Origin of the sequence: Rossellomorea vietnamensis NBRC 101237, assembly GCF_001591825.1 — a bacterium.
Taxonomy (GTDB): domain Bacteria; phylum Bacillota; class Bacilli; order Bacillales; family Bacillaceae_B; genus Rossellomorea; species Rossellomorea vietnamensis.
In genome coordinates this window covers 158660-183203 of sequence record NZ_BCVQ01000001.1, presented here as the reverse complement: position 1 = coordinate 183203, position 24544 = coordinate 158660, and the positions used below count along the sequence as shown (strand labels likewise).

Annotated in this window: 33 protein-coding genes; 7 read left to right on the top strand and 26 right to left on the bottom strand. The window is 44.5% G+C overall.

Going from position 1 to position 24544, the window contains the following annotated elements; translation table 11 throughout:
- Positions 1 to 18: 18 nt before the first annotated feature.
- From ulaA to BVI01S_RS00950, 3 genes are all read left to right on the top strand, one after another.
- Complete coding sequence (ulaA, locus tag BVI01S_RS00960; protein WP_034762086.1) at positions 19 to 1386, top strand: PTS ascorbate transporter subunit IIC; 1368 nt, start codon at positions 19 to 21, stop codon at positions 1384 to 1386.
- A gap of 256 nt (positions 1387 to 1642) precedes the next feature.
- Positions 1643 to 2128: an RNA polymerase sigma factor gene (locus tag BVI01S_RS00955; protein ID WP_061808862.1), complete on the top strand. Its 486-nt coding sequence runs from the start codon at positions 1643 to 1645 to the stop codon at positions 2126 to 2128.
- 1 nt (position 2129) lies between these two features.
- The gene (locus tag BVI01S_RS00950; RefSeq protein ID WP_061808861.1) at positions 2130 to 2780 is read left to right on the top strand and encodes a zf-HC2 domain-containing protein; all 651 of its coding nucleotides are present in this window, start codon (positions 2130 to 2132) and stop codon (positions 2778 to 2780) included.
- 181 nt (positions 2781 to 2961) lie between these two features.
- Here BVI01S_RS00950 and BVI01S_RS00945 read toward each other — a convergent pair whose 3' ends face one another.
- Together BVI01S_RS00945 and BVI01S_RS00940 are read right to left on the bottom strand one after the other, a co-directional pair.
- A complete protein-coding gene (locus BVI01S_RS00945) occupies positions 2962 to 3960 on the bottom strand; it encodes an ABC transporter permease (protein WP_082804606.1) in 999 nt (332 codons plus the stop codon).
- Entirely contained in the window at positions 3953 to 4879 is a 927-nt protein-coding gene (locus BVI01S_RS00940) for an ABC transporter ATP-binding protein (protein WP_174523009.1), read from the bottom strand. Before BVI01S_RS00940 ends, BVI01S_RS00945 begins: the two co-directional genes overlap by 8 nt.
- A gap of 107 nt (positions 4880 to 4986) precedes the next feature.
- On the opposite strand from BVI01S_RS00940, the gene BVI01S_RS00935 reads away from it, so the two are divergent.
- Positions 4987 to 5757, top strand: coding sequence for an SGNH/GDSL hydrolase family protein (locus BVI01S_RS00935; protein ID WP_061808860.1), 771 nt, complete (start codon positions 4987 to 4989; stop codon positions 5755 to 5757).
- A 57-nt stretch (positions 5758 to 5814) separates the two neighbouring features.
- Here BVI01S_RS00935 and BVI01S_RS00930 read toward each other — a convergent pair whose 3' ends face one another.
- The 7 genes from BVI01S_RS00930 to BVI01S_RS00900 all read right to left on the bottom strand — a co-directional run bounded on the left by BVI01S_RS00930 (position 5815) and on the right by BVI01S_RS00900 (position 10001).
- Complete coding sequence (locus BVI01S_RS00930; RefSeq protein ID WP_061808859.1) at positions 5815 to 6555, bottom strand: phosphotransferase family protein; 741 nt, start codon at positions 6553 to 6555, stop codon at positions 5815 to 5817.
- Between the two features lie 73 nt (positions 6556 to 6628).
- The gene (locus tag BVI01S_RS00925; RefSeq protein WP_061808858.1) at positions 6629 to 6880 is read right to left on the bottom strand and encodes a hypothetical protein; all 252 of its coding nucleotides are present in this window, start codon (positions 6878 to 6880) and stop codon (positions 6629 to 6631) included.
- 54 nt (positions 6881 to 6934) lie between these two features.
- Complete coding sequence (locus tag BVI01S_RS00920) at positions 6935 to 7207, bottom strand: YesK family protein (RefSeq protein WP_061808857.1); 273 nt, start codon at positions 7205 to 7207, stop codon at positions 6935 to 6937.
- A 16-nt stretch (positions 7208 to 7223) separates the two neighbouring features.
- Positions 7224 to 8015, bottom strand: a complete 792-nt coding sequence (locus BVI01S_RS00915; RefSeq protein WP_061808856.1) for an AAC(3) family N-acetyltransferase — start codon at positions 8013 to 8015, stop codon at positions 7224 to 7226.
- A gap of 7 nt (positions 8016 to 8022) precedes the next feature.
- Positions 8023 to 8196: a hypothetical protein gene (locus BVI01S_RS22690; RefSeq protein ID WP_167562088.1), complete on the bottom strand. Its 174-nt coding sequence runs from the start codon at positions 8194 to 8196 to the stop codon at positions 8023 to 8025.
- Positions 8197 to 8254: 58 nt separating this feature from the next.
- On the bottom strand, positions 8255 to 8695 hold the full coding sequence (locus tag BVI01S_RS00905; protein ID WP_061808854.1) for a GyrI-like domain-containing protein: 441 nt from the start codon (positions 8693 to 8695) through the stop codon (positions 8255 to 8257).
- 103 nt (positions 8696 to 8798) lie between these two features.
- Positions 8799 to 10001: an MFS transporter gene (locus tag BVI01S_RS00900; RefSeq protein WP_244886818.1), complete on the bottom strand. Its 1203-nt coding sequence runs from the start codon at positions 9999 to 10001 to the stop codon at positions 8799 to 8801.
- A 555-nt stretch (positions 10002 to 10556) separates the two neighbouring features.
- Here BVI01S_RS00900 and BVI01S_RS22685 point away from each other — a divergent pair.
- Positions 10557 to 10697: a hypothetical protein gene (locus tag BVI01S_RS22685; RefSeq protein ID WP_167562086.1), complete on the top strand. Its 141-nt coding sequence runs from the start codon at positions 10557 to 10559 to the stop codon at positions 10695 to 10697.
- Positions 10698 to 10807: 110 nt separating this feature from the next.
- The gene (locus BVI01S_RS00895; protein ID WP_061808853.1) at positions 10808 to 11173 is read left to right on the top strand and encodes a hypothetical protein; all 366 of its coding nucleotides are present in this window, start codon (positions 10808 to 10810) and stop codon (positions 11171 to 11173) included.
- 64 nt (positions 11174 to 11237) lie between these two features.
- Here BVI01S_RS00895 and BVI01S_RS00890 read toward each other — a convergent pair whose 3' ends face one another.
- The 7 genes from BVI01S_RS00890 to BVI01S_RS00855 form a co-directional block, all read right to left on the bottom strand.
- Positions 11238 to 11435 carry a hypothetical protein gene (locus BVI01S_RS00890; protein WP_061808852.1) on the bottom strand — a complete coding sequence of 66 codons (198 nt, stop codon included), beginning with the start codon at positions 11433 to 11435 and terminating at the stop codon, positions 11238 to 11240.
- Between the two features lie 136 nt (positions 11436 to 11571).
- Entirely contained in the window at positions 11572 to 13278 is a 1707-nt protein-coding gene (locus BVI01S_RS00885; protein WP_061808851.1) for a methyl-accepting chemotaxis protein, read from the bottom strand.
- Between the two features lie 163 nt (positions 13279 to 13441).
- Positions 13442 to 15517 (bottom strand): transthyretin-like family protein, encoded by a 2076-nt coding sequence (locus BVI01S_RS00880; protein ID WP_034762057.1) that lies wholly within the window; start codon positions 15515 to 15517, stop codon positions 13442 to 13444.
- Positions 15518 to 15869: 352 nt separating this feature from the next.
- Positions 15870 to 16424 carry a TVP38/TMEM64 family protein gene (locus BVI01S_RS00875; protein ID WP_034762055.1) on the bottom strand — a complete coding sequence of 185 codons (555 nt, stop codon included), beginning with the start codon at positions 16422 to 16424 and terminating at the stop codon, positions 15870 to 15872.
- Positions 16425 to 16473: 49 nt separating this feature from the next.
- Positions 16474 to 16647, bottom strand: a complete 174-nt coding sequence (locus tag BVI01S_RS00870; RefSeq protein WP_156030101.1) for a hypothetical protein — start codon at positions 16645 to 16647, stop codon at positions 16474 to 16476.
- A gap of 51 nt (positions 16648 to 16698) precedes the next feature.
- A complete protein-coding gene (locus BVI01S_RS00865; RefSeq protein WP_034762050.1) occupies positions 16699 to 17352 on the bottom strand; it encodes a hypothetical protein in 654 nt (217 codons plus the stop codon).
- A gap of 350 nt (positions 17353 to 17702) precedes the next feature.
- Entirely contained in the window at positions 17703 to 18008 is a 306-nt protein-coding gene (locus BVI01S_RS00855; protein ID WP_034762044.1) for a DUF3784 domain-containing protein, read from the bottom strand.
- Positions 18009 to 18450: 442 nt separating this feature from the next.
- Here BVI01S_RS00855 and BVI01S_RS00850 point away from each other — a divergent pair, with 442 nt between their 5' ends.
- Positions 18451 to 18642 (top strand): hypothetical protein, encoded by a 192-nt coding sequence (locus tag BVI01S_RS00850; RefSeq protein ID WP_034762042.1) that lies wholly within the window; start codon positions 18451 to 18453, stop codon positions 18640 to 18642.
- A 42-nt stretch (positions 18643 to 18684) separates the two neighbouring features.
- Here the strand turns inward: BVI01S_RS00850 and BVI01S_RS00845 are convergent, their stop codons facing one another.
- The 10 genes from BVI01S_RS00845 to BVI01S_RS00805 all read right to left on the bottom strand — a co-directional run bounded on the left by BVI01S_RS00845 (position 18685) and on the right by BVI01S_RS00805 (position 24517).
- The gene (locus tag BVI01S_RS00845; RefSeq protein ID WP_034762040.1) at positions 18685 to 19323 is read right to left on the bottom strand and encodes a hypothetical protein; all 639 of its coding nucleotides are present in this window, start codon (positions 19321 to 19323) and stop codon (positions 18685 to 18687) included.
- Positions 19316 to 19855, bottom strand: coding sequence for a sigma-70 family RNA polymerase sigma factor (locus BVI01S_RS00840; RefSeq protein WP_034762762.1), 540 nt, complete (start codon positions 19853 to 19855; stop codon positions 19316 to 19318). Before BVI01S_RS00840 ends, BVI01S_RS00845 begins: the two co-directional genes overlap by 8 nt.
- 162 nt (positions 19856 to 20017) lie before the next feature.
- Positions 20018 to 20668, bottom strand: a complete 651-nt coding sequence (locus BVI01S_RS00835; RefSeq protein ID WP_034762038.1) for a lysoplasmalogenase — start codon at positions 20666 to 20668, stop codon at positions 20018 to 20020.
- 161 nt (positions 20669 to 20829) lie between these two features.
- Complete coding sequence (locus BVI01S_RS00830; protein WP_051758394.1) at positions 20830 to 21600, bottom strand: DUF1129 family protein; 771 nt, start codon at positions 21598 to 21600, stop codon at positions 20830 to 20832.
- Between the two features lie 2 nt (positions 21601 to 21602).
- Complete coding sequence (locus BVI01S_RS00825) at positions 21603 to 21926, bottom strand: PadR family transcriptional regulator (protein ID WP_034762035.1); 324 nt, start codon at positions 21924 to 21926, stop codon at positions 21603 to 21605.
- A 170-nt stretch (positions 21927 to 22096) separates the two neighbouring features.
- Positions 22097 to 22516, bottom strand: coding sequence for a hypothetical protein (locus BVI01S_RS00820; RefSeq protein WP_034762032.1), 420 nt, complete (start codon positions 22514 to 22516; stop codon positions 22097 to 22099).
- Between the two features lie 18 nt (positions 22517 to 22534).
- A complete protein-coding gene (locus tag BVI01S_RS22375; RefSeq protein WP_244886821.1) occupies positions 22535 to 22666 on the bottom strand; it encodes a helix-turn-helix transcriptional regulator in 132 nt (43 codons plus the stop codon).
- Between the two features lie 193 nt (positions 22667 to 22859).
- Positions 22860 to 23039, bottom strand: a complete 180-nt coding sequence (locus tag BVI01S_RS00815) for a hypothetical protein (RefSeq protein ID WP_034762029.1) — start codon at positions 23037 to 23039, stop codon at positions 22860 to 22862.
- Positions 23040 to 23057: 18 nt separating this feature from the next.
- The gene (locus BVI01S_RS00810) at positions 23058 to 23465 is read right to left on the bottom strand and encodes a YbaN family protein (RefSeq protein ID WP_231479997.1); all 408 of its coding nucleotides are present in this window, start codon (positions 23463 to 23465) and stop codon (positions 23058 to 23060) included.
- Between the two features lie 116 nt (positions 23466 to 23581).
- Positions 23582 to 24517 (bottom strand): alpha/beta hydrolase family protein, encoded by a 936-nt coding sequence (locus BVI01S_RS00805; protein ID WP_034762026.1) that lies wholly within the window; start codon positions 24515 to 24517, stop codon positions 23582 to 23584.
- Between the last annotated feature and the right edge of the window lie 27 nt (positions 24518 to 24544).

The window sequence follows — 24544 nt, the reverse complement described above, 5'->3', positions numbered from 1 at the left end:
AAAGAAGGAGCGATACACATGATTGATATCATAATGAAGGATATACTCGGTACACCTGCGATCCTTGTCGGTCTATTCGCCTTAATCGGGCTCCTTATTCAACGGAAGAATTCGGGGGATGTCGTGTCCGGAACCCTTAAAACGGTCATGGGCTTCGTCATCCTCGGGGCGGGTGCAAATGTACTCGTCCAGTCCCTTGGGCAATTCAGCAGCATGTTCAATCATGCCTTCGAAGTCGATGGGGTCATCCCGAACAACGAAGCGATCGTGGCTCTTGCACAGGAAAGCTTCGGTACGGAAACCGCGATGATCATGCTGTTCGGTATGGTGGTCAATATTCTGATTGCACGATTCAGTCCTTTTAAATACATCTTCTTAACAGGACATCATACCATGTTCATGGCCTGCATGATCGCCGTTATCCTGACGACCGGTGGATTCACGGGAGTACCGTTGATCGTTCTTGGTTCGATCATCCTTGGGGCATTGATGGTCCTGTCTCCAGCAATGCTTCAGCCGTTCACTCGCAAAGTCACGGGTTCAGATGATTTTGCCGTCGGTCACTTCGGATCGATCGGGTATTTAGTGTCAGCGATGGTCGGGAAAGCCGTTGGAAAAGGAAGCAAATCGACAGAAGAAATCAAAGTGCCAAAGTCACTCGGATTCCTGCGCGATACATCCGTTTCCGTTTCCCTGACAATGGTCATCCTGTTCTTCGTCGTAGCTGGCGCAGCCGGTCCAGCTTTCGTCGAAGGAGAATTAAGCGGAGGACAGAACTTCCTTGTTTTCGCCTTTATGCAAGGGATCACATTCGCTGTTGGTGTGTACATCATTTTAGCAGGGGTGCGCATGCTCCTTGGTGAAATCGTACCTGCCTTCAAAGGGATCGCGGACAAAGTCGTCCCGAATGCTAAACCCGCCCTTGATTGCCCGGCGATCTTCCCATTTGCAGGGAACGCCGTCATCATCGGATTTCTATTCAGCTTCATCGCCGGACTTGTGAGCATGCTTTTCCTTCCACTACTAGGATTGAAAGTCATCGTTCCGGGACTCGTCCCCCACTTCTTCACAGGGGCAGCGGCCGGAGTGTTTGGTAATGCCACAGGCGGACGCCGCGGTGCCGTCATCGGTTCCATGGCGAACGGAGTCATGATCAGCTTCCTGCCGGCCCTCCTATTACCGGTATTAAGTTCACTCGGATTCCAGGGAACTACGTTTGGAGATGCAGACTTCGGTTTAGTCGGCATCGTGCTTGGAAACCTTGTTAGTCTGATTGAATCCAATATGATGGTATTCGTCTCCATCATCGTTCTTCTTGCCATCCTGTTCTTCATCAGCTTTAAGTCGAAAGGGACTGGGGAGAAGGAAGAAACGGAAGTAGCTTAAAATGAATTCAGCCACCCACGAGTTGCGGGTGGCTTTTTTCGTTGTGAGCCATGGGGACAGGTACCGTGGCGTGTGAAATCAATGACAATAGAAAAAAAACCATTCTCTAAAGGAAGTTTTTCCTGTAATCTAGTCCTTGAGAAATTTTTACATATTTTTTGTAACGAATGAACGTTTTTCTGGAGTAATAGATGATTAAGTCTTTAAAAGGATTCATTCTCTTGTGACCACAACTTTATCGAAAAGGAGGTAAGACGTGGATAAGGAAGAAGTTTATCAAGAATACGCAGATTTTATTTTTAGATACCTAGTAACCCTGACAAATGACGCTCAAGCTGCCGAGGAGTTGACTCAAGAGACATTTTATCAGGCCATCAAGTCCATCGATCATTTTCGAGAAAATGGAAAAGCCTCGTTTTCAACCTGGCTCTGTTCGATTGCCAAGAACGTTTGGCTGCAAGAAGTGAATCGCGAAAGGAAGAAGCACCGGTTAGTGGAATCACTAAGCAATGAACACACTCCCGTTTACAATGTGGAAGACCAATATATTCAAAACGAAGACAAAATCCACTTTTTTCAGCAGGCGCAACAACTTAGCGAGAAAAAACGTGAGCTCCTTTATCTCAGGTTATTGGGGAATTTATCGTTCAAAGACATCGGCTCAATTTTGGGAGAAACAGAGAATTGGGCAAGAGTCACATTTTACCGTGCCAAACAACAGATAAGAAAGGGTGATCAATAAAATGAATCATCATGTGTTTAAAGATCTGGTTCCGAGCTATCTGGAACATTTAACGAGCGAAGAGACCAATAGGCAAATGGACGTACATATGGAGCAGTGCAAAGATTGTAGAGAATATGTACATGACATGCGAGAAGAATGGATGTCAGAACATGTGCATGTACAGGCAAAAGAGGATAGAAATGTGGACTACTTCAAAAAGGTACGATCAAAGAACAGAAAGAAAATATTCACGATCGTCACCTCACTACTATCCCTTTTCCTCGTGTTGATCATTGGCTATTACCTGTTCTATATAAAAATGTGGATAGCAGATCCAAACGATGTTCAAACGACAATCCAAACACAAGGGAACACGGTTACACTGACTTTTTCCTCAAAACAAGACAACCGCTATCTGTTACTTAGAAAAGAGCAGCTGAATCAAGGCTATACTGACAATATGATCGTGTATGAGATGCGAGAAGATCTATCCACACCGGCAAACCTGATGGATGGAATCAACATCACGTATACGTTTCTTGATGAAAACACATTACTACTGGATAATGGGAAAAAGAAAAAACTGACAGCTGATGACAAAATATCAATCCAATACAAAGACCACACGAAAGAACTATCATTAATCGATTTATACCATTCTGACCTTTAAGCCGTGGGGACAGGTATCATGGTTTATTATGCGCTGGGTCATCTCATCACCTTGATTGAATTTTCCATTTTAATCATCGTCCCTTTCTTCATCAGCTTGAAGTCGAAAGGGACCGGGGAGAAGGAAAAACAGAAGTAGCCACCCTCCATGTTTGTGTAGGGTGGCTACTTCTATTTCTTCACTAATACATATCCTTCTGAGTAAAATTCCAAAATGCAACGGCAAGGCAAGCGACCGTCCATACTGCAAGTACGGTTAATGAAAACGGCAGTGACATCCCTTCGATCGGGGGAGCTTGACCTTCTAAGTAATTGATCAAGTCAAAATTCAAGTTCACCAAATACTTTGAGCTCGTCCAGCTTGAACCGATAGAAGACAAGAGCGTACCTGCAATCAGCACAGCCATCATCGCCCCGATACCGGTTGCTGTATTTTTCACAAGTACTGAAATCATCAGGCTTATCGTTGCAACAGTAGCTGTAACGACCCACGCAAGACCCGCTGACATCAGTAAATACTCCCACATCGGGAGAGTATGGATATAGGTCGTCGAAAATTCACCCGATGGAGAAGCTTGAAAGCCCGTCAGAATAGGTGCCGTCCAGCCATCATATCCGAGGACAATCCCGGAAATCCCATAGCAGACAACCACAGTAGCTGCAATCAGCATCGATGTATACAGCAATACCGTCAGCCATTTGGCCATCAGGATCTTCCAGCGTTTGATCGGTCGCGATAGTAATGTCTTGATGGTCCCATCATTGTATTCCCCACTCACAACATCAGCCATAATGATAATGATGAGTAATGGCAGGACCAGTGTGAGTCCCTGCGAGAAAAAAATGCGAATGAATGTAGGTGCTCCAGGATAGTTCGGATTGATATTGTTGTCCAAGTAGTATTGCTTTTGCTTCAAATCCAATTCGAGGAATTGCCTGGCCTCATCCTGGATCCCACTGGATGCCAGTCGGTTTTGCCGATCGACGATCTCCTGCTGCAGCTCCACCCGCCAGTCCAGCGTACCTTGCTTTTCAATTTTCTCTTGTATCTCCCGGTATTGTGCGTATGTAAACATAGAGACGAGAATTATTAAGATCGCGATGACAACGGCGAAGCGTTTTTTAGAAGCAATTTTCATGACTTCATTATGAATCAGACCGATCATATTCGGATTAGACAATATGATCGCCCCCTGTCAAACCAATAAATAAGTCCTCCAATGTCTGAACCTTCCTTTCAATGGTCCATACCTCGATTCCTTCCTTTAGTAACGATTCATTCAGGGTCGACGTTTTGCTTTCATCCATCAGCGTATGGATCGTATGATCATCGTACAGTTCTGCAGATTGGACATAGGGAGATGCTTTAACGATGTCAAGTGCACGAAAAGCATCATTGACTCTCCAGTCCACACCTGATGACAATTCATCCACTAAATCCCTTACCTTTCCTACCTTCACGATTCTCCCACGGCTCATGATCGCCACTCGATCGGCAAGCATTTCGATTTCACTTAATATATGACTGGATACAAGAACAGAAAGACCCGTTTCATCGACCAGTTTCCTGATAAATGTACGAAGGTCCTTTATCCCCATTGGATCCAACCCGTTCGTAGGTTCATCCAAAATAAGCACATCCGGCCGGCCCAACAATGCTTGTGCAATCCCGAGCCTCTGACGCATCCCCAATGAATAGGTCTGTACCTGGTCATCAATCCGTGCAGTCAAATCCACGAGATCAATGACCTCCTGTATTCGTTCACTGTCCACCCCATGAAGCATCCGTGCAAACAGTTGAAGGTTTTCACGACCGGTCAAATACTTATATAACTCTGGATTTTCTACGATCGAACCAAGACGCTGCATTGCCTGAACAAATTGCTTTCTCACATCAAAATCACAGACTTTAATAACTCCCGATGTCGGCTTGATCAGACCGACGAGCATCCGGATCGTAGTCGTTTTCCCCGCACCATTTGGACCAAGGAATCCAAATACTTCTCCTGGATAGATCTCAAATGATATATTATCTATAATCGTCTTTTTCCCTATTACTTTCGTTACATTTTTCAATTGAACGGTTGGCTTTATGCTCATGTTTATCACCCTATATCTATTCTAGCGAACTTTTTTCTCAATTGCTCTTTTCAATACTCAGCATGAGTAAAAGTTGGTACACTCATAATAGAAGGAGAGATTAAGAGATGAAAAAACGGATGTGGCAACTATTTATCACCCTTTCCCTTGCACTGACCGTTCTATTTGGATATGGATTTGCGCGAGCCTATTCGGATATCGCCAACCCTCCCCAAGAGAAGATCACAGCAGAATCTGAAGAAGCCCCCGCTACACCTGGAGAAACGTATATTGCCCTTGGCGACTCATTGACAAGAGGGGTAGGATCTTCAAAAGGAGAAGGTTTTGTCCCGCTGGTTGGAGATTCACTTAAAGAAACCAATACGGTGGACCGGTACCAAAACTTAGGGATACGGGGTGCCAGGATTGAAGATTTACTGGCCCAGTTAGAACAAAAGGAGGTCAAGAGATCTCTTAAGGACGCCAAAATCATCTCCATCACAATCGGGGGGAACAATCTCTTTAATTCTGGTGAGATTTTAAACAATTATTCAGAAGCTACCGCCCTTGGCATTCTGGAAACGGAAATTCCTAACTTGGAAAAAACGTTTGAAACCATCCGTGACATAAATAAGGATGCCGTCATCCTCTATATGGGACTATATAATCCCTTTAAGGAATTATCGGACGGGGATTCATTTGATTCGGTCATTCAAAAATGGAATGACTCCGCCCGCACATTAGGCTTGAAATACGACGTTCAAGTGGTGGATACCTTCAATTTAGTAACGGATGCCAAACACGATCTTTCAAGTGACAACTTCCATCCAAATGATGCTACTTATCAGGAAATGGCTGATAGCCTGTCCCTTGTCATTGAAAAGAACCTTGTACAATAATATCCAAAAAGCCACGGGGACAGGTACCGTGGCTCTTTCCTGCCTCTAGGCTCTTTATCAAATCTGATGCACAATCTCCAATAATCGCTTCGGATCTTCGGTAGAGACTCTCTCTGACAATCTGGCCGCAGCAATGATGGGCGCCCATTGATATATTTCTTCTTTAGACAGACCACTTTTCTCACAGTACAGTTGCATATACATATCCGCCAGCTCCTTTGAGACCTGGGAATATAGGAGAGAGGTTCGATATACGTCAGCACGCATATCCCCTGCACTGGAATCAACCCAGTCGATGATGGTGACGTTATTTTCTGACAGAATTAAGTTGTATAAATGGAAATCACCGTGGCAGAGATTTTCTTCAAAGGCCATGGAATCGAGTTTTTTTATCAAAATGGATTTTGCCCCTTGATCCAATTCAGGTGCAGACTCTATTTGGCGACGCAGTTTTTCTGACATGGGTTCGATGGAATGGGCCTTAATCTGATGAATGCCCATTTGGATATCTACAGACATGCCCATATAGTACTCCGCTTTTTCCATGTTGTCAGTCAGGAGAACACCTAGTGTTCTTCCTTTAATGTGCTCCATGATGATAACCTGTTTTCCGTCAATGGTTGTGACATCTACGACTTCAGGTACGGACAGCCCACATGAATGGGCGTATTTTTGCTTTTTTGCTTCTTTTATAGATTCCTCGCCAGGTAATGAATCGTTAAAGACCTTGTATATTTTATTTTTGTAGAGATAGACTTTAGCTGTGTTCCCTGTTGCAACGGGAGTTCCTAAGTTCATTGTGTTTCGCCCCTTATTCTTCTAGCGTCTTCTATAATATAAAGGAACTTCTTTATGAAAGAAGTTCCTTGCTTTAAGGCTTATTCCAAAAAAACGTCGTCACTACAAATGGAAGAAGCTGACCGACCACTAGTATGATTCCATTTCCAAACAGGCCGATTTTTCTGTAGATTGTTTTTTCACCAAACAAGCCTGCTACAAATCCTACGACTGCCATGATGACCGCCGGAAGTAAGAATGTGTCTTTCCCTAAAAATGCTAAAAAGTAGAATACAAGACCGATAAGAAAGATGATGAATGAACCTAGACTGAATACTTTTTTCAATTGTACCCCTCCTCTTCTCTAATCTACATATGTCGGATTTATTAAAATCATTCTTTATCCGTCCCGTAATAGGATATTCAATAGAAACGAACAAACCAACCCCGATACCGCTGCCACCAGTCCGTTCAAACCGATTGCCGTTAAGCTCATGCCACCCCATCCGCCGACGGCCAGACTTATGATCCAGCATAGGGAAGATAGTAGGACCAACCCAAAGAATAACTTCACATTAAAAAATGAAGGGATCCTACTATACTTCTGACAAACCTGTAAAACACATGCAGAAACCGCCCCGATGACGACCAGCATCAACAAGTCAATTGACATTTCGAAGTCCTCCCTGTCAGTTTCTGTTCTTATCCATCCAACCTACAGCATAGTCCACCATCTGTCTCATGGGGACAAGATAACTTCTTGCCTCCCCTACCATTCCTTCTTTCACATCATCTGTTTCCCTCTGAAAATCCTCAAATAACCGGTCAAAATCGTCGGACTCATTGTTGATATCACGATATGTGGTCCATACTTCTTTCATGCCTTTTTCAATTTTGACGTCCCATATTTTTTCTTTCACAAAGGTGTTTTTTTGCCTGTATTCTGCGAGGTGCAATGAGGTGTTTGAATTCGTCGGGGCTCCAAGGAGAAGAATGTAGCCACCCAGTTCATATATCTTTCCTAATGGGGAGTGTTCATTCATGGAAAAGTCGAGACCATGTTCTTGCGTGATGCCGGCAGCATCTTCCCCCCAGGCAGCGAATGATGTATGTGGATGGGGACTCCGGTACACCCCATCTTGCTTTCTGAATGTCTCCGGTATGAACCCCATATAAGAGGTCGGGGTTATGTCGGGATAAAAAGTCGGCATGTTTTCCCGTATGAGTTCCAGTTCCTCATCTGTATAGCCACTTCCATACTCCGTCGGGTCGCAAAGATGCTCGGTTTGGGTGGGCATCACTATATTCCCGCCAGTACCGACCGCCTCTTCCAGTGCCAGGATGACGGAAACCGGTCCGCCTATGACTCTGCCGATTGATTTTAAGGAGGAATGGACGATGAGGGTCATTCCTTTTGTGACACCCATCCTCTTTAAATCTTGTACAATATGATCTTTAGTGATGAGTTTTTCTTTTTCCATAATCTATTCACCCTCTATGTCTGTTTGCCTGGTTGGTTCCTATGTAATAACTTCCGACCCCAAGCATCATACCGCCACCTACGCCTAGTAACGTCCCAACGCTAACGATGTAGGTAGATAAATAGATCCCCAGCATAAAGAGGAGTAACCCGGCAATGAATAGTAGCTTACCCGTTTTCATGTTTGATTCCTCCGATCGTTTCTCAGTAATTCCAATTAGATATAAAAAAAGAAGCTTATTAAATTCCTTCAATCGGCAGGTAAACCACTACTTCCTCCACACTGTCCTCCATTGGATGATACGTCTCCACAATATATGCTTCCATTTTCCGTTGATATCCCCTGTCATCCATCCACTTCATTAGATCCCTGTGAAGATTCTCGATATCTTGTCCTTTCCCTATCGCATATTCTTCATCTAATTCGATATAGGTCATCCCTTCTGGAAGGTTAACAAGAGGTTCATCCACCATAACCCCGGTGTAATAAATCCCTTCAACATGATCACTATCCCTTTTCGGTTCATACAGGGCGACTTCAGGACCCGTTACAGCCTGGAGTTCATCCACCCTCTCGAGGAATTGCTTTGCAAGCCGCGGCACTTCCGTACTAAAATTGGCGAAATCGCCTTTCCCTTTTAGTCCAACGACTCGAAACGCCTCTTTCCTTTTTTCACCCATCACGTCCATATCCCCTTTTGTTCTACTATACAAATTTTAACACATTTTTCCTTTTTCATGATATAAAAAAAGCTCCCCACTCAAAAAGTGAGAAGCTCCTCCCTTACATCGGTCTCTTCATTTTTATCCTCTGACCAACCAAATACCCACCTGCCAATACAAAGAAAATCACCAGCAGCCAGGAGAATCCGTCAGTGAATCCTGTCCGTTCGATGGCATAGCCGAACAGGGGAAAGCTGATCATGATCACAAAGCTCTCCATCAAACCGATCAGGGAAAGGAAAGTCGACCGTATATTGCTTTTTAGAAAGCTCTGCACGAATGAGCTGAAGATCGGTTCGAACAAGCTTAACAGTTGTGCTAGTATCAGAAACGACAGCAGAATCGCCCAGTCCGTTGCGAAGATGAATAAGGCGAAAAACACGAGAAAAAGACCTAATCCGTAATACAGAATGTTGAAGAACTTGAATCGTTCCTCCACCTTGTACGCAATCTTTGCCATGACGACTCCGAGAAGTCCTTCAATGGTGAATACGGCCCCGACGACGATGGACGAATAGCCTAGTTCCACGAAATATTCCTGCCCGTAAAATACCATGATCACCATGACCGCACTCGCCAGAATAAAAAGGACAACGGGTGCGTGAATGACCGGGTTATGTTTCCACACGTTGACCCCCAGTCGGAATTGGTGGACCCACTGGTTGTACCAGCGCCCGCTGATTTCTTCGGTCTTCTCCCGCTCTGGTTCTTTCATGAACAGGAGGGGAATCACGGCCAGGACGTGGGTGACGATCGTGGATCCGTATACCCACTCCCAGCTCACTTCCGCCATGAAACCGCCGAGGAATTTTGCCAAGCTCAAGGATAGCAGGGAAATCGCCGTCATGCTTCCGATCACCCTCGTATAATCCTTTTCCCGTTTGTCATTCTTCAATGTATCGTAGGCAAATGCCTGTTCCGCTCCCGAATGGAGGGTGACCATGAGCCCCATGGACAGAAACGCCAGAGTGAACATGGAGAAGTTACCGCTCAAGAGCATGAATAATCCGTAAAGGAGACTGAACAGATTCCCGATCACCAGGCTGACCTTCCTCCCGTACAAATCGGCAATCATACCGGTTGGAACCTCAAATAACACAATGGCCAAGTGGAGAAGTGCCTCAAGGACCCCAATCTCTCCCAGCGTCATCCCCTTGTCGCCAAGATAGATGACCCATAGGGCCCGGTCGAAAAACAGTTGGGCAAAAAAGAGATAAAAGTATAGTAAGTAGATATTGTTTTTTGTTTTTAATATGTTCATCATTTTATTGCGTCCTCTCGTTAAAAAGCGCAGGCGGCTTGGTCAAAGGCGACAAGCATAAGATGAACAGGGCGGAAAGGCGTTTTTTGCCTTTTTGGCCTGTTTAGCTTATGACCTCGAGCCTTTAGCCGCCGGAGCTGGATTAAAAGCGCAGGCGGCTCGAACACCAGCAGGATTTTCAGCTGCTGAAAATCCCATGAAATTCAGCAGCTGAGTGGTCACCGCCATCGCTCCATGAAATCAAAAAAAAGCCACAGGGAATCATTCCCCATGGCTTTCGCTATTACAGGAAATCATACACTCGTTCACACTATGAAAAATCAGCTAAAAAAGGACAGACGTGTCCCGAGGACGGCTGAAATTCCAATAATAGACATCATTAATAGTCGGTATTTTTTGATGTCTACAGTGAACGTATGCATGATATTCCCCCCTTTAATATGTAAGATTCCTTCTTATTATATCTCTCTTCCTTTTTTTGGACAAGGGGAGGATTTATATACCCTGGGACCACGGCCCATACTAAGAGCCTACATCAAACGTGGAGGTGATTGGTTTATGAAGAAGCCTGATCAGACGGATATGAAATCCATGACAACAGGGACGGACCCACAACAGGTGAAAAAGCAAATTAAAAAAGATGTCGTCGCGGGACAAGGTTCCATGACTTCCCGGGAAGCAGGATCCATGCGGGATTAATGAAGCAGGGGGACGATCTCACCGTCCCCTTTTTTCTTCCACAAAGGAAAAGATTCAAGCTAGAATGTCTCATTCAATTGTTTTATAATTATGGGAAGGAGGTGAGAAAAATGGAAAAGCAGATACTTGAAATACTGTTGGATTTACGTGGTGAGATGAAAGAAGTGCGCATTGATATGAAGGAGTTTCGAAGTGAGCTGAAGACGACTCAAGCTGACGTTCGCAGCATCCGTTCTGACCTTAAAACAACCCAAGCTGACGTTCGCAGCATCCGCTCTGACCTTAAAACAACCCAAGCTGACGTGAAGGATATCAAGGAAACCGTCAATCGAATCGAAACATCACAAACCGAGGATGTCATTGCTATGTTAAAAGTGACGAAACAGCATACTGAATCTGAATTTCACTACTTAAATACAAGGCTGACAGACATCGATAAACGGGTATTCAACCTTGAGAATCGGGTGGAACGGTAACATGTTGAAGCATGAATCCCTCTCGTTCACCCTGCCCCACACATTTTTTCTCCGCCTTTCGTTTCTACTTGCCTTTCCCCTGAACGTTGTCTTTTTTCCAATTATAAGGCTTATCTGCCCAATGAAACAACCACACAAATAAGAATATACCGAAGCTGATACTGATATTTTCTATCCACCTGATCTCTTCGTTTTTGATGAATTGATATAACACCCTAACGACAAAATAGATCAGTGGTAATCGAATGCTTTTTTTAAACATGAAGAGACTCCTTTCAGCGTGCCGCGTTATGGGATCCGTTTCCATTTTATCACTTTTTTGAGATCTTTGTGGTGCTGAATACGAAAAAAATGAAGCCACAGAGGATCCATCCTCTGTGGCTTTCACTATCAATCTTTTATACTTGAAACTTCCGTACGAGGCCAGTTAATTCCTGAGCAAGTTTCGCCAATTGTTCCGAGCTTCCTGCCACTTCTTCCATCGAGCTGCTTGTTTGCTGGGTCGAGGCGGAAGTTTGTTCGACTCCGGCGGCTGCTTCTTCGGAAAGAGAGGCAATTTCCTGGATGCTCGCCATCATTTCCTGGGTGCCCGCCGACATGTTGGCAAGATTTGCTGTGACCGTTTGAATTCGATCCGCCATCCCATTCACCTGATGGTTGATGGCTTCAAAGGTTTCTCCTGTGGTTTTGATCTGGAGGGTCCCTTTTTCCACTTCTTTATATCCTTCTTGTAGTGACTCTGCGACATCGGCGGACTCTTTTTGGATGCCACCGACGATATGGGTGATATCTTCCACTGATCTCGACACCTGCTCGGCAAGCTTCCTCACTTCTTCTGCCACAACGGCGAATCCTCTTCCATCTTCCCCTGCACGGGCCGCTTCTATCGCCGCATTCAAGGCAAGAAGATTCGTTTGCTCCGCCACATCTTTGATGATGGAAACAAGCTTCGTCACTTCCTTGGTTTGGTGATCAAGTCCCTGCACCTTGGACACAGCGTCCTGAACAATCGCGTCAATCACCGACATCTGTTTCACAGACTGGGTCATCAGTTGTTTTCCTTCTCCTGTTTTGGATAAAACCTCCGTAGAGGAAACGACCACTTCTTCCCCATTCGTATTGGCTTCTTCCATCTGTTCAGAGAAACTCTCCATTTTTCCGGAGAGGGTGGAAGCATTATGGGCCTGGGTTTCAGATCCGAGGGCAAGCTCTTCCATCGTACTTGCCACCTGCTCTGAACCTGCTTTTACTTCTTCGGCTGATTGAGTCAGCTCTTCACTTTGACTGCTTAAGGTTTCAGAGATATCGATGATATGCGTCATCATCGTCCTCAAGCTTTTCCCCATCGCATTGACGGCACTTGCCAATTGTCCAATCTCATCTTTCCCATCATAGTCGACAGGTTCGATAGTCAGGTTGCCACCGGCCATTTCATTACTCATTTCCACGACCCTGGTCAGATTCTTCGTCACACGGCGGCTGATGAAGAATACGCTCATTCCACCTATGATCATCGCGACAAGCATAGACAGGACCAGGGTATAGAACGTCTTCGCCTGGTTCGTGTTCACCATCGTCACGGCATCAGCCCGCTGTTCATTCACGTTATCCCTCAGTTCATACAACACATCCACTGTATTACTCCGAATGACATCTGCCTGCTTGGCAAGTCTTCTCGCTTCTTCCTGATTTCCACTTTCCGCTGCGGGAACCACGCCATCGATGAATAAGTCATTCATCGCTTTATCCAATTGGATGACCTGATTAAAAAGGGTCATATCTTCTTTGGAATGAAGTTTCGATCTGACGTCTGCTTCAAACGTATTGAACTTCTCTCTTCGTTCGGTGAACTCATCTACATATTGGGAATTCCCTTCTTCTATGTATTGCGTGATGCGAATGCTCTTTGATCTCGTGATCGATCCCATCTCCGTCATATCAATGGCCAGGTCGCTTCTTCTTTGCAGATCTTTCACATCATTTCCCACTTTATACAATAAACCTGTGACGATAACAGTCGCTATCCCAAATAAAATAAACACGAATGTTAAGGTCAATCCATACTTTTTGCCAATTTTTAAGTTCCTGAAATTCATTTTTTTCATCCGCTTCTCTCCTCTGACTTCTCCACCATTTGCTAAATGACGACAAATTTCACCATATAGAACTATTCTACCGTTACTTAAGAATCAATAGTGAGATTCTTTTTTGCGAATAAAAAAAGCAACGAGAATCATCCCGCTGCTTTTTCGATTTTTATTAAAGTTTTTAGCAACCCGTTATAAACGACTGTGGACTTCCGGCTGCTGTAAATGGAACGATGGTCTCGAAGGTGGTCGTCGTATTATCCGTTGCAAAGATCTCATAGGTGATCTCACCTGTGACATTATTGAGGGTCGCCCTTATCCGAGCATCAAATGTCCGGGAAGGACCGTTATTGATCTTACCATTGATCATTCCTTCTACGATCGCCACTGTGAAATTATTTTCGCAGGAAATCATGGTTCTTCGACCTTGTGTGAATTGGAAGTTATCCCCGTTACCTGCATTGAAGACAAAGTTGAAGTTATCCACTGCCGGATTACAAGGACCATTCTTGGAAGCACCGCATTCGTTGATGGTCACGTTCAGCGTTCCGGTATAATTCGTGACGTTATTATCATAGCGGGTCACCCTGATTTGGGCTCCAGGCTGTGCTCCCCCTTGAGTATCGAGCTTGAATTTACACGGACATGCCGGCGGAGGAGGACAATTAATTCGGACGCTGAACGGCCCTGCACTGATCGGAATCCCCCCAACGGTCGCTCTGGCTGTCACGGTAACGGTTTCCATAGTCCCCGCAACACCCATGATCGTCGCCGTATATCGACCATCGGCTCCAGTAATCGCCGGATCTGGATTGATAAATACGTTGGTATGTGACTGCACGATGTCGAAGAAGACCGGTACATTTGGAATTGGTGTTGTGCCATTGCAGACCACTCTTCCCATAAGCGTGCCATCACATTGGATCGATGGAGGCACAATCAGATTCATAGCCGGATTTGGACAGTCAACACATCCTGCACGCAGAAAGTTAGTATTCGATACAGGGATGCCGTTTACCGTTGCACTTGCCGTATAAGGAACGCCTGTTGTGATTTGGGTCGGGAATGGGACAGATGCGGTACTGGAAAATTCTCCGTTAATATTGGTAGTTACAACAGAGGGCTGGAAGGATAGAAGCGGACTGCTTAATGTCACCTGCACGCCGGGGACAGGGGCACCATCGCATAAGACACGGCCAGTAACAGGGCCGCTGCAACTGATCGGACCCGCGTTATCTAGTTGGATGATCGGGTTCTGACACGGTGGACAGCTGACTTCGACGGAATTGGTTTCAGACACTGAAATCCCGTTTACTTCTGCTCTTGCTGTATAAGTCGTCACCTGTTCGGAAGTGCCCGGTGGTACACTGAATCTGCCTGAAAATTCTCCATTGCCATTGGTAGTGACTGTCGGTGAAGCAAAAACTAGGAGAGGACTGCTTAATCTCACTTGCACTCCCGGTACCGGCCTGCCATCGCACAGGACGCGTCCGGTCACGACACCGTCACAAACGACGGGATCCAGGTCATCGAGGATGATGACAGGATTTTGACAAGGCAGACATACTACTGTTACCGACTGTGTTTCAGAAGTGACTGGATGTCCTCCGACAATGGCATTTGCCGTCACCGTGATCGTTGCATCGATTCCAAGGAACGGTACCAGCGTGGCGGTAAATGTCCCGTCTGCATTCGTGATGGCGGGGTTTGGAGCGATTGTCACCTTGGTGGAATCATTACCGATCGTAAACGACACGGCTGCATTTGGAACGGGCAGCCCATCGCAGAGCAATCGTCCTGATATTTGAGTCCCTTGACATCCGACCGGACCCTCGATTGGATTCAGGGTGAGGACTGGATTATCACACCGTACACATCCCGCCCTTACGGTAATCGAGTCACTGATGGTCTGATCCGATACGGTGGCTGTTGCAGTAATCCGTACATCAGCTGTAATCGGTGTTCCCCGGGGGACCGTAACCGTCGTCGTAAAAATCCCCCGCCTGTCTGTGACCGGGGTCGGATCACTGAACATCAGTTCCGGAAAGCTTGAGGTCAGAGTAACTTGCACTCCTTCTACCGGTGCATTATCACACAACACCCTCCCCCTGATGGTCGCCTCGCAGCTGATGACACCCAATTCCTCCAACTGGATGACAGGATTAATACAAATGTTAGGTGGGAATAAATCCGGACATCCTTGTGGAGGAAGCTGAATTCGACACGAAAGGGTGTCTTTTTTATTTTTCTTCTTCACATTACATGACCTTCCTTCCTATAAGCTATCAGGATAGTTTATGCGCACTCAAATGGTTCGTTCGCATATTATAGGAAGTTCGGAGGAAATTGAGGTTTTTACCTAATCGGTCTCAAGTGGCCGATCGAAGCCTTGTACCGTTACACCTACAGCCTTCCTTCTTTCATCCATTTCCAAATGGTATAACTGTCGTTCATGGTGACGATCAAAAGAAGAATCATTCCCGGACGATGGATTTCTTGCCTCCCTTAAAAATAGATTGTGATAAAAAGGGCCACCCTTACACACATGAGGTAACAAAATACATTTAGAATGAGTCATATCAGACTTCGTTTGGTGATTTTCAATCTGTTCACTCCTTTGCTGAGTTCTTCCTGCTCAACACAAGCCAAATGATGAAAAGTAAAAACACACTCAAAATGAGTTTCCCTTTCCAGTTCCACACCAGCACCTGCTGAATCGAATAGGCTTCAATGACGAGAGCCGGCATTTTTCCAATCGTGCTCGCTATAGAATAGTTAATGATCCCGACTTTACTGATGGCAGCAGCCAATGTTACCAGACCCGATGGAATAAAAGGAAAGATCCTGAGGGCAATGATCAGGCAAAAAGCTTCAACCCCCTTCGAATTCTGTAATCGTGTCAACAACCCGTTGTTTATCTCCTTATGTTGAAATAATTTCTTGATACCCTTGCGATATAAATAAAAACTGACGATTGCTCCCAGCGCTTCTCCTGCGATTGAAACAGCCAATCCTTTTTCAAATCCGAAAAAAGTAATATTCGCAGCCGTGATCACGACGCTCGGTAGGACACCTAGAACACTAATGATGATGTTTAGTAAAATACTTAATGCGATGGCATAGATGCCTAATGTGTTGAACCATTCCAAGAGGTGTGTTTCCATGCTGCTACTCTCCTTAAGATGCTGTACTGTCGATCTTTCTGTTTTATGTTCAACCCATGAAACCCTTCGTTACTCCTTGAATAAATCCTTCAATGAAGTTAGGAATCTTTAAAAAGCATAGTGCAAGAATAAAGCCAATGCCCATTCCTTTAATGGTGAGATTCTTCTTCGTGCTTCCGATAAAGTACACGATTAATCCCATGATCAATACAATCAGTGTCAATGTTTCTCCCTCCAAATGGTACCCTTTATAGTACATTAAAACCAATGCTCACTACATAATCCTTTCTTTGCCCCCATCTTCGATTTTAAAATGGACCTCCGTCGAGCTGCCTCCATCTACATGATTGGGAATATCCGATAAGTCAAGAACCTCCTTCAGACTGACTGATTTTTTACGATTCGCCTCAATGGTGACGGTGTAGGGACCGTTTTCATTCATGAGAGAGGTGAATCTCGTCTCGGATCCTGGAAAGAACGTATCCAGGAATTCAATGTCAAAGGTCACTGGCTCCCCGCTATGATTGGAGATAAGCAAGTTACATTCCCCTGTAAATTCTTCTTCCTCTATCTTCTCAAAGTCACAGGTACCCTTCCCATTGTACGAAATGGCATTAATTCCATCCGCTACGGTTTCCTGATAAACCTTTATAAGTCCAAATGGTAATAAAGAATAAACAATTGCAACGATCACCACAGTGCGGATGTGATAGTTGGAAAGACCTTTTACAAGTAAAACGATTGCAAAGATAAATAGGAAAGAACCGATGATTGCCAGCACATTGTATCCATCTTGATCTTGGATAGGAAAAGACATGAACGCCATCCGCTTGTAAACCATTGGGGCATTCGGAAACGGGAAATAGAATGACATACAAAGAATCAGGATTATGCCCGAAGCGATGAGATAATTTTTATTTTTAATCATGTTTTTAACTTCCTTTTTCAATCATTTATGTACCAAACGTAGTGGTAGGAAGAAACAGATTCTACTGTCTCACTAATCATTAACCCTGGTAATCCAGGGAACAACTATCCTTTCATATGGCGCTTAAGGTCAAAAATACCTATCGTTCCACAAACCAATACGCCCATTCCTAAAAGAACAGTAAGAATCCAATTCTCTCCCCAGCTTGTTATGCACGTTATCAAATTGCAGAAGGCAATAACCAGACTTCCGTATTTCGCAATCCATTTGGCCTGTTCGGAGGATTGATCGGTGCTCAAGAAGATTCACTTCCTTTTCTTTTGTTTTCTGGGTCGGATTGGAATTTCCCCTCATGATCTCATCTGATTCCCCATCACATACACACTGAGGGCGACGGCACCCACTCCTATCACAATCCCAAACACCGTTCCCGTATAGAGACCGACATATTCAAGGGCAAAAGGAAGGATCATTGTCATAATGCCGACCACTATTGTATAGAGACCGAATATTTTCGCCAGCTTTTCTTTATCACCTTTAAAGACATCCTCCTGGTACCCGGCAATGAGGTTGAGCTTTTTCTTCACCCAGATCAAGTAACCTGTGTATACAATTAATAGTCCCAGGCATATGCAAAGGATAAAGGGAGTGTACATCGGGGCATTCCTCCTATAATGAGTCAATCTTTCTAACAATCTTTCCTTTTTGCAATTCCGTTTTGGAAAACCAATCGTGTATCACACTACCAATTATTTCAAACAAACAGGTTTTAAACAATCCCCCCTGAATCATGCGGAATTCACTCACTTTCAGGCGAGATTCTGCATAATCATGCCGGATTCAGATTTATCGTGCAAGAATTCGGTTTATCGTGCGGGATTATCGATATTCATGCCAACTTATCGAATATCCTTTATTTCACCTATCCTCTCTACACTTTTATTAAAATATTAATATCGCGAGTCGATTTCGATAGCTATCCAGATCTATACCGGCGATTTCCTCATCCCATCCCTGTATAAAAAGAAGAGGCAACAAGAAGATTTACAGTATAATAGTCATGTATTAATGGTAATCACTAACAAAAGGAGTTGATCTATGATGAATGACGGAACGAAAGTCATTGAAGACGGCGGTGGCCAAGGTGGCGTCACTTGGAAAGTAGCCTCCCGGACTACATCGGGCAGTTATACAGTTGTCTTATATATAAGCGCGAATGGCGGCAGTCAGTGGAAAAGGGTCACATATGACAGCAGCGGAAAAATCGTGAAAGTGGTCTACGGTGACTAACAGTAAAAGGATGATGGCGCAGGCAGCCATCATCCTTTTTCCTTAACGGAAAGACTCCGCCATCTGTATCATGTCTTGTTTCGTGAGAGTGATACCGGACCTTGCGGGCATGTATTTCATTTCATATATCGCCTCGCCTTCCATCCATGTCAGCCTACTTATCTTTAAAGGGCCCTCTGTTTCAGAATAGCTTCCTTTAGAAGTACCGACCTTCACCGGTTCTTCAGATAAAGTCAGATCTAAACCAGGCTCAAGAAGTTGAAATGACATCGTGATCGTCTGCTTTTCCGGACCCATGAGAGTGACGAATTGTGCGTTTCCGTATGGACCTTCCTTCGCTTCCGTGCTGACATTTTTCACGTTGAAAGGCACTTTGGTGATGAACTTGAACTCTTTCCCAAGGGATTCCGGCCGATCACTTGCTTCATATAACGGAGCACTCGCATTGTTCCCAATGATCCCAAGCTGGGTTCCGCCGAAGTAAACAAAGATCGAAAGGCAGGCGGCGAAAAATAGCATAGACAGGATAGGCGCCAGGATCGGTTTTTTATGGAAAGAAAACGATTTGGGCTGATTCGAATGGACTTCATTCAAGATATTCTCTCTCATCTTATTGGTAAAACCACGTCCCTTGAAGGTCTCTTCTTTCATCAACCCGCGCAATGATTTCAATTCATCCATTCCTATACACCTCACTTCGTTCAATCGTGGAACCGAGCAGAGCCTTGCCTCTTGTCAGCCGGGTCTTCACTGTATTCGTGTTGATGTCGAGACTCGCACCGATTTCGGCAAGCTTCATTTCCTCAAAATAATAGAGGAAAATGACTTCCCGGTATTTAACGGGCAGGCCCAAAACTTTTTGTATTAACTCTGAATTCTGCTCATTTTTGATCACGGTCTGTTCCGGTGCCCCCATCTTTCCTTTCACCATGTCGTTGATCTTATTGGAGATACTGATCATCCTCGTATCCCATCTCCTTAAATAATCCTTGCAATGGTTGATGGCAACAGAGATGATCCATGTCTTCAGGGAGGAATCTTCCCTGAAGGTATCCATCTTTTGATAAAACTTGATGAAGACCTCCTGTGTCAGATCCTCGGCCAGGCTATGTTCTTTCACATAGGAATAAACCACATAATAGACATCATTTCCGTACTGGGTCATGGCTTCCTCAAGCAACCGGTCTTTCTCGGATTTTGTCCGCTCTTCCATTTTAGAAAATTCACCTGCTTTGTATGTATCATTCATTAGACGTAACTCAAATGATAAAAGTTTTATTTTTTACATTTTTAACCAAAAATAAAACCTGTCGAGTCTCCTCGGGCAGGCTTTCACCGGGCAGTGCCCGCTTTTATTATTACAGAACATTCCAGATCACACAATTGTTTCTTTTGGTTGTTGCAGGGATGAGAGACTACACGCAATCAGGAACTGCGCAGAGTAGTAGGTGGTCATGATGAAGACGGCTGAAAAAGGGATCTCTGATACGAACATATTCCACGACAAAATAGAATCAGATAGAACGAACAGGAGACTCCCGGCAATGGCCCACTTGTTTCCGGTCAGGATCGCAGATATTGCCATCATGGAAATGACGAGCATGTAGACAATGACCGGTATGACGAGATCTGTATCCCCATCTGTTCGGAGTGCTGAAATCAGTTGCTGTCCGAATATGAACGAATACAGTGCAATCGGGAGGGCAGCTGCAAGTCGCCACTTGTTCATCCGGGATAATGCCATAAAGCCACACAAGTAGAAAAGATGTCCGACGAGAAACGCCCCGAGGCCTGCTATAAATGAAACCGCAATGAACGCATCTCCAAGCGTGCAAAAGAAGAGGCCAAAGAGGATGAAACGCAGTGCCGGTGCCGGGTTGAAAGATAACTGCCGGAAGGCGAAGACGATAATGAGAAACATGGGGATAAGCTTAAAGATCACTTTCACGGGTAATGGATCGGATGGGATGAATAAATAAAGTACTGACATGACTCCAATTAGGAGGGGCAGTGACCATTTCATCATGTGCTAACACGTCCTTTTACGTTCTGTTCCTTTTCTATATATACTCCCTTCTTGAGGCGAATTCCTTTTTGTGATACCTCTATGACAGGATTTTCTCCTATCTTTCCTGGAGAATGTAAAGAAGGACGCTCCCCAAACGGATCGTCCTTCAAGCTTTTCCATTATGTCACTGGCCCTGCATGTTTTTCTTTCTTCCTTTCTTTGACGAAAAGAAGCAAAAAGTATCCACCGACAAAAACGGGAAGGGAAAGACCTGTCAATATCAGTTTCGTTTCTTCTGGAAAGGAGCTTTGTTGAATGAGTAGTTGCGGTCCATTCACAAGGATTGCCAGGATGATCATGATCCACGTTTTTGACCACAGAGACACGGCAATGATGGCCGCGAAGGCAAGAATGAGCGCAAATAGCCTTCCGATTCCTTCCATTACAACGGTAGGTGCCTCGACGTTCTGTCCAAGAAATAACAATCCCATGAACAATAAGATGGGAACTCCTCCAAGAATCGAAAATAGTGTCCATTCTCTTGCTTTTGACACCGGATGGCTTGAAACATATTTAAACACCACTGAGGTACAGAATAAAAACCCAATCATGACAAGTGGATAACCGATTAATTCAAATAACGAATAGGTCAGGTCCCCGCTTAAGGCGTCACTCAATACGATAAAAGAGAAAGCGCTCACTAATACCATCACGATATACTCGAAGATACTCTTGTAATCGATGGGCATCTCTGCGGAAATTTGATTCATGTACTGCCGGGGTGTCAAACCGGTAACCTCTGATACGCTCTTTCCCCTTTTCTCCGTTTCAACCAAATGATCCTCCAGTTCCCCCACGATCTCATCTACTTCTTGTTCGTTCTTCCCGCTAGACATCAGATAGATTCTCAAATTCCCCAGAAAGTCTTCGCTCTCTTTCGATAATGACATGCTTACTCCTCCTCCAATAATTGATTTACACTCTCAGAGACTTCTCTCCATCTTAGTTTAAAATCCTCCAACTCTTCTTTTCCTTTTGGAGTGATATAGTAATATTTCCGTTTCGGACCTCCGGAAGGCATTTCTTTCTGACAGGCTGTCACGAGCCCTTCTTTTTTCATCCGAAGGAGCAACGGATAAATGCTTCCTTCTTTGACCATTTTGAATCCATTGGCCGCAAGCTTCTCCATCATTTCATATCCATACACTTCACCTTTTGAAATGATGGAAAGCAGGCACCCCTCCAGGATCCCCTTCAATAACTGACTGGATGACACCTTCGTTCCCCCTCTACACAACCCAACTACATTGCAAAGCAAGATAGTTATCTAAAAAAAATTCAGATCAGAACTATGTTGCAATACAATATAGATACACTTTAGCAGATGCTGGAAAATAAATCAACCCCTTATGAGGAAGGTCCGTCCCTCATGAGGGACGGACCTTCCTATTCGTCATTCCTTTTTTCCCTGATGGTATACACATAGATGGCGGGGATCAACCCGCATAAAAAAACAACCCCTCCAACGATTAATCCATCTCTCATATCGGACCCTTCCGGTAAAGAGGCGAAGATCCCCAATATAACGGATAAGATGGTCACGACCACTACGGCCATCAACAAACTCTTCTTAGGAGGCTGCCTCTCTTCTTCATGATCCACACTGATGCTCATGGACAAATAAGCTGAAACCACAGTCGTCATGATAAACAGAAACCAAAGAGGATTATCCGTCATCCCGTCCAGTCCCGATGTGATAAAGTCATAGGCAAGAATCCCGATGATGCCTGCGTTCTGAAACAGGAACAGTACTCTAATATTTTTTAAGTTTTGTAGTTTTAGTCGCTCGTCTGCAATTTTCTTCAACTTACTTCTCCCCCTTACCTATCCAAACACTTCATCCAGCGTCTTCCCGACGGCATAACAGATTTCCAGAAATAAATTCAATGGTAGATTGTATGAACCTTTCTCAATCAGGATGATCGTCTGCATGGTGACTCCCATTTGGTTTGCCAGCTGCTGTTGGGTCGAATTTTTTCAACACGGGAAAGCTCTACCCCTGTTTTCCATATTCATCCAACATCTTTTAAGTTTATAGTAACATATATATGTCGTTACGCAATATATATATTTCATAGAGGCATCCTCAGACTCCTCCAACTTAATTTTTTGGACAACAAAAAAAGCCTCGTCACATTCGACGGGCCCTTTATATCATCCTTCTAAAATACTTCTCCATCTCCCTCTCAGAGATGATCAGTCTCCTTGAGAAATCCTGCGTTCGTACGACATATTCCTTGATGCCGATATATTCGGATTCAACGACCAGATAGAAACAAGAGCCTTTTTTGACTCCCCTGAAATCACGTTTTAATTGATATCTTTTCATTTTGACTAAGCCCGCAGATCACTGGCTCTCCTCCACTTGATATGACTGAGGAGGGATCGTCTTGATCTTCTTGATAAAATAATAATGTTTATATAATGCGAGTCCGATGAGGATGATCCGGACAAGGAGAATGTCGACGTACAGGACGGAAAGCAAAATAAAGAAGTCTGCGGTCATATTGATTTTGATTTTTTCTTTCAGGGTCATTCCCTTTTTTTCTAGAAAGGGAACCACGTATTTTTTGTAGATGTACGTGTTTTTAAACCAGGCATCCACGCGCTTCGAGCTCTTGGAAAAGAAGTAAACCGCCAGCAAGTAAAACGGGCCACCCGGCAGAACGGGCAGGACTGTTCCGGCAACCCCGCACACTAGGGCTATGAACCCGAGCAACATGAACAGGATGCTTTTCATCTTTTTCAATGTCATGATCCATCTCCCCTACCCTTAACCGTTTTCCATCATTGTACTATAAATATAGCAGAAAGTTGGGTGTGACGGGTTAGGAGATTATTGTTAATCCATCATCCACTTCCTGGCCATCATCAAAACTGTTCATTAAACCATGCCGCAGTGATCGCATTCAACTCCTCCTGCTTATTCATGAGGCCGTGGTTTCCATCTGGAATGAGTTCAAAGGTTGTATTGTCATTTTCTTTTTTCAACTCATCATAAAAGTTCTTTACCGGATGCCAATCGGTATGATGATCCGCGTCTCCTTGTACAATCAGAACAGGGACATTGATTTTTTTAACATTGATGGACTCTTCCTTTGTTTGCTCCGATTTCGGATCATAGTCCCCGTATGCATCTTGATACATATCCAGAAAACCAATATCCTTCTCCGAGTTCTCTAACAGCCAAGGATAAACCGGGTCCAGACCGACATACGGGCTTATGGCCATAACATCGGCAATATCATCCCGGATCGTGGCCAGTTTCAGTCCGACTCCCCCACCCAGCGATGTCCCGGATACAAACACGTTCCCCGTCCTCTTTCTCTTCTCGTTTTTCTCTAGGTACGAGGTTAAGGCATCGATGGCATGGCTCGTGTCAAGAGTGGCCCCATTCAATCCGGGAACGGTCCCAGCGCTTTCCCCGTATCCCCTGTATAAAGGCACGAGACTGATCAAGCCAGGGGATGCGGAATAGAGAACCATATTCTTATCGAAGGTTACCCCCATCATATCTGATACATGGGACAAGTCTTTTGACGCCGGAAAACCGCCGTGTAAACTAAGGTTAACCGGATAAGATCCTTCTTTTTCTGGTAGTGTCACATATGCTACGGCTTCTTCCCCTTCACTCATGTACGTCATTTTATAAGACTCCAAGGTTGCATTCAGACCCTTCACTTGTATCGGATCAAATGCTACTACCTTAGTCGCTTCGTCTTCTACGAACGTTTTCTCCTTCTCAGAAGAACAAGAGGCCAAGAGTAGACATAACATTAGTAAGATTAGAGAGTACGTCCTTTTCATTTTATCCCCCCGTATCCAGTAAGGTTA